At 66.2% G+C, this 4,762-nt stretch carries 4 protein-coding genes and 2 pseudogenes; all 6 read left to right on the forward strand.

Annotated features, from left to right (window positions below):
* The first annotated feature begins 288 nt into the window (after positions 1-288).
* Positions 289-1,707, forward strand: coding sequence for a Fe-S cluster assembly protein SufB (sufB, locus tag I5I_RS08690; protein ID WP_036318392.1), 1,419 nt, complete (start codon positions 289-291; stop codon positions 1,705-1,707).
* Positions 1,707-2,928 (forward strand): annotated as a pseudogene (sufD, locus tag I5I_RS08695) (Fe-S cluster assembly protein SufD). The gene sufB and the pseudogene sufD overlap by 1 nt, the downstream one beginning before the upstream one ends.
* On the forward strand, positions 2,925-3,254 hold the full coding sequence (locus I5I_RS08700; protein ID WP_036290568.1) for a non-heme iron oxygenase ferredoxin subunit: 330 nt from the start codon (positions 2,925-2,927) through the stop codon (positions 3,252-3,254). The pseudogene sufD and the gene I5I_RS08700 overlap by 4 nt, the downstream one beginning before the upstream one ends.
* Positions 3,255-3,268: 14 nt before the next feature.
* A complete protein-coding gene (gene sufC / locus I5I_RS08705; RefSeq protein WP_036318393.1) occupies positions 3,269-4,039 on the forward strand; it encodes a Fe-S cluster assembly ATPase SufC in 771 nt (256 codons plus the stop codon).
* Between the two features lie 10 nt (positions 4,040-4,049).
* Positions 4,050-4,379 carry a metal-sulfur cluster assembly factor gene (locus I5I_RS08710; RefSeq protein WP_036318394.1) on the forward strand — a complete coding sequence of 110 codons (330 nt, stop codon included), beginning with the start codon at positions 4,050-4,052 and terminating at the stop codon, positions 4,377-4,379.
* Positions 4,380-4,437: 58 nt separating this feature from the next.
* Positions 4,438-4,762: pseudogene (locus tag I5I_RS08715) on the forward strand (aspartate aminotransferase); the annotation flags it as partial.

The following is a 4,762-nucleotide window of genomic DNA, read 5'->3' on the forward strand; positions in this document are numbered from 1 at the left end:
GGGTCGCCTCCCGGATGCGCGCCCGGACGGGCGCCGGCCACGCCCGCGTCGGGGTGTTGCCTATAGACTGAAGGGGTGGGAACAGCGGCGCGCGAAGCGCGTCACGCCCCCTACAGTCTAGGCGCGCGCGGTGCGCGCCCCGACGAAGACCCCGTCGGAGAAAACGACACGAAAACGGCCCTGGAAGCGGCATCCGACCTTCGCCCACGACACTCCGATCGTGAGACAGGCGCAGGCGCAGGAATGCCGGAGCGGATGACACCGCCGGGCACGAAGGAGGCAAACCCCATGTCGGATGTGCTCATCGACCGTCCCGAACTCGAGGGACTGGGTGTCTATGAATTCGGCTGGCACGACGAAGACGCCGCCGGCGCCGTCGCCCAGCGCGGGATCAACGAGGACGTCGTCCGCGGGATCTCGGCTCTCAAGAACGAACCCGAGTGGATGCTGAAGACCCGCCTCAAGGGATATCAGCTGTTCGGCCGCAAGCCGATGCCGACCTGGGGTGCCGATCTGTCGGACATCGACTTCGACAACATCAAGTACTTCGTGCGCTCCACCGAGAAGCAGGCCCAGTCGTGGGAGGACCTGCCCGAGGACATCAAGAACACGTACGAGAAGCTCGGCATCCCCGAGGCGGAGCGCGCCCGCCTCGTCGCCGGCGTCGCCGCTCAGTACGAGTCCGAGGTCGTCTATCACCAGATCCAGCAGGAGCTCGAGGATCAGGGTGTCATCTTCATGGACACCGACACGGCGCTGCGCGAGCACCCCGAGTTCTTCGAGGAGTACTTCGGCACCGTCATCCCCGCCGGTGACAACAAGTTCGCTGCCCTCAACACGGCCGTCTGGTCGGGCGGATCGTTCGTCTACGTCCCCAAGGGCGTGCACGTCGAGATCCCGCTGCAGGCCTACTTCCGCATCAACACGGAGAACATGGGCCAGTTCGAGCGGACGCTGATCATCGNCGACGAGGGCAGCTACGTCCACTACATCGAGGGCTGCACGGCCCCGATCTANCAGAGCGACTCGCTGCACTCGGGCGTCGTCGAGATCATCGTGAAGAAGAACGCGCGCGTGCGCTACACGACGATCCAGAACTGGTCGAACAACGTCTACAACCTCGTCACCAAGCGTGCGATCGCGCACGAGGGCGCGACGATGGAGTGGATCGACGGCAACATCGGGTCGAAGGTCACGATGAAGTACCCGTCCATCTACCTGATGGGTGAGCATGCCAAGGGTGAGACGCTGTCGGTCGCCTTCGCCGGTCCCGGACAGCACCAGGACGCCGGCGCGAAGATGATCCACATGGCTCCCTACACGCAGTCCTCGATCGTCTCCAAGTCGATCGCCCGTGGCGGCGGCCGGGCCGGCTACCGCGGCGAGGTGCGCGTGGACGCCAACGCCCACCACTCCGCGAACACCGTGCGCTGCGACGCGCTCCTGGTCGACACGATCTCGCGCTCGGACACCTACCCCGCGATCGACATCCGCGTCGACGACGTGCAGCTGGGTCATGAGGCGACGGTCTCGAAGGTGAGCGAAGAACAGCTCTTCTACTTGATGAGCCGCGGCATGCCGGAGGACGAGGCGATGGCGATGATCGTGCGCGGCTTCATCGAGCCCATCGCACGCGAACTGCCCATGGAGTACGCCCTCGAGCTCAACAAGCTCATCGAGATGGGCATGGAAGGATCCGTCGGCTGATGACGACAGCGACTCAGACCCCTGCCGGCGAGAGCATCCGGGCGGAGGGTCACATCGACCCTGCGGCCACGCTGGTCTCCGGCTTCGTACCGGTGCAGACCCGATCGGAGCGGCCGACGTCGTTCGATCCCGCCGATTTCGCCGTGCCGACCGGTCGCGAGGTCAACTGGAAAGCACACCCCGTTGGCGCTCCTGGGCGACCTGCTGCGGGACGAGCCGGCCCCCCACGACGTCATCGGCGTCGACGTGAGTGCGCCTTCGTCCGTCGAGCAGATCCGTCTGCGCGTCGGGGAGGCCCCACGCGGTGAGGTCTTCCGTCCCGAGGACCGTGTCAGCGCGATCGCCTGGGCGCAGGAGGACGAGGCTCCGCTCATCCGCATCCCCTCGGGCGTCGAACTCGACGAGCCGATCGTCGTGCAGCTGACCGGACGCGGCGGTGTCGCGCATGCGCACGTCGTGATCGAGGCACAGGCGCACTCACGGGCGACGGTCGTGCTGCGCCACGCCGGTACCGCACAGCAGGCGCAGAACGTCGAGATCATCGTTCGTGACGGCGCCGCGCTGACGGTCGTCTCGGTACAGCGCTGGGGCGATGACGCCATTCACCTGGCATCTCACCAGGCGCGGGTCGACCGCGACGCGACGCTGACCCACGTCGTGGTCAGTCTCGGCGGACGCGTCGTTCGCGTGAACCCGTCTGTCGAGCTCGCGGGAGCAGGTGCGGAGGGCAGACTCTACGGTCTGTCGTTCGCCGACGCCGGTCAGCACCTGGAGAGCCAGGTCTACCTGCACCACAAGGGTGCGCAGACGGTCGGAGACGTGCTCTACAAGGGAGCGCTGCAGGGCGAGTCCGCGCGCAGCGTCTGGGTCGGTGACGTGCTCATCGGACCGGATGCCGTGGGCACCGACTCGTATGAGGCCAACCGCAACCTCGTGCTCACCGACGGTGCACGCGCCGACTCGATCCCCAACCTCGAGATCGAGACGGGCGACATCCGCGGCGCGGGACACGCGAGCGCGACCGGGCGCTTCGACGATGAGCAGCTGTTCTACCTGCAGGCGCGTGGAATCGCGGAGGACGAGGCTCGACGTCTGGTCGTGCTGGGATTCCTCGCCGAGATCGTCCAGAAGATCGATGTGCCGGCTCTGCAGGACGAGCTCATCGCCGCGATCGAGGACGAGCTGGCTCTGGCGACGGCGGCCGAAGGAGAACACGCATGACCGCGCAGAAGGCGCTCAGCCTCAGCGACCTCACCCAGGACACCGCGGTGCGCGTCGAGATCGACGGCGTTCCGATGGCCGTCGTCCTGGATTCGAACGGTGAGGTCCATGCGATCGGCGACACCTGCACGCACGGCGACATCTCGCTGTCGGACGGGTTCGTGGAAGGGGAGACCCTGGAGTGCTGGGCCCACGGCTCGGCGTTCTCGCTGCGCACCGGCCGCCCCCTGAACCTTCCGGCCTATGAGCCGGTGCCCGTGTACGCGGTCACGATCGACGGGGATGACGTCCTGATCGATCCCGCTGTCCTCAAAGACGTGAACTGAAGAAGGTAACTGACATGGCTGTTCTCGAGATCCGCGACCTCCACGTGACGGTCGAGACCGACGCGGGGGAGACCCCCATCCTCAATGGCGTCGACCTGACGGTGCGTACCGGCGAGACCCACGCGATCATGGGTCCCAACGGCTCCGGAAAGTCGACCCTCGCCTACACGATCGCCGGTCACCCCAAGTACGCCGTGACCCAGGGCACGATCACTCTGGACGGCGAGGACGTGCTGGCGATGTCGGTCGACGAGCGTGCGCGTGCGGGGCTCTTCCTCGCGATGCAGTATCCGGTCGAGATTCCCGGGGTGACCGTCACGAACTTCCTGCGTACGGCGAAGACGGCGATCGACGGTGAGGCGCCCGCGATCCGCACCTGGACGAAGGACGTCAAGGAGGCGATGAAGAACCTCCGCATGGACCCGAAGTTCGCCGCTCGCAACGTCAACGAGGGATTCTCCGGCGGTGAGAAGAAGCGCCACGAGATCCTTCAGCTCGAACTGCTCAAGCCGGCGATCGCCGTGCTGGACGAGACCGACTCCGGCCTCGACGTCGACGCACTGAAGATCGTGTCCGAAGGTGTGAACCGTGCGAAGGACGCGACCGATCTCGGCGTGCTGCTGATCACCCACTACACGCGCATCCTCCGCTACATCAAGCCCGATTTCGTGCACGTGCTCGTGAAGGGCCGCGTCGCCGAGGAGGGCGGCCCGGAGCTCGCCGAGCGTCTGGAGGACGAGGGCTATGACCGCTACCTCGAGCCCTCCGACATCGTCGAGGCATAGGATCGAACGCATGACTGCGACCCTCAGTCCGGAGAAGTACGACGACGTCACCGAGGCGCTCAAGGACGTGATGGATCCCGAGCTCGGGATCAACGTCGTCGACCTCGGTCTCATCTACGATCTCAGCTGGGACGAGGAGAACGACGCCCTCGTCATTCACATGACGCTGACCTCCGCCGGCTGTCCGCTCACCGACGTGCTCGAAGAGCAGACCGCGCAGGCTCTGGACAACGTGGTCGATCGCTTCCGCATCAACTGGGTGTGGATGCCGCCGTGGGGACCGGAACGCATCACCGACGACGGACGCGACATGATGCGCGCGCTGGGGTTCGCCATCTGATCGTCATCAGATGTCGGCGGCTGCGCGGCCGCAGCGTCGCCGTCGTTAGGCTCGAGGGGTGAGCATCATTCCTCTGGAAGCACTTCCGCTGGAGACCCTGCAACGGCGCTCCAGTACGAAGTGGCGGACGTACGGTTCCGATGTCCTTCCCCTGTTCGTGGCTGAGACGGATTTCCCCCTCGCGCCGCTGATCACGAGCGCCTTGCGCACGGCGGTCGAGCTCGGCGACACCGGGTACACACCACCCGATCCCGGCGTGCGCGATGCCTTCGCATCGTTCGCCGTTCGCCGCTTCGACTGGGTGGTCGATGCCGACCGCGTGCGGACGACGGGTGACGTCATGATGGGCGTCGTCGAGATCCTGCGCGCGGTCACCGCGCCCG

Origin of the sequence: Microbacterium sp. B24 (genome assembly GCF_000333415.1) — a bacterium.
GTDB lineage: Bacteria > Actinomycetota > Actinomycetes > Actinomycetales > Microbacteriaceae > Microbacterium.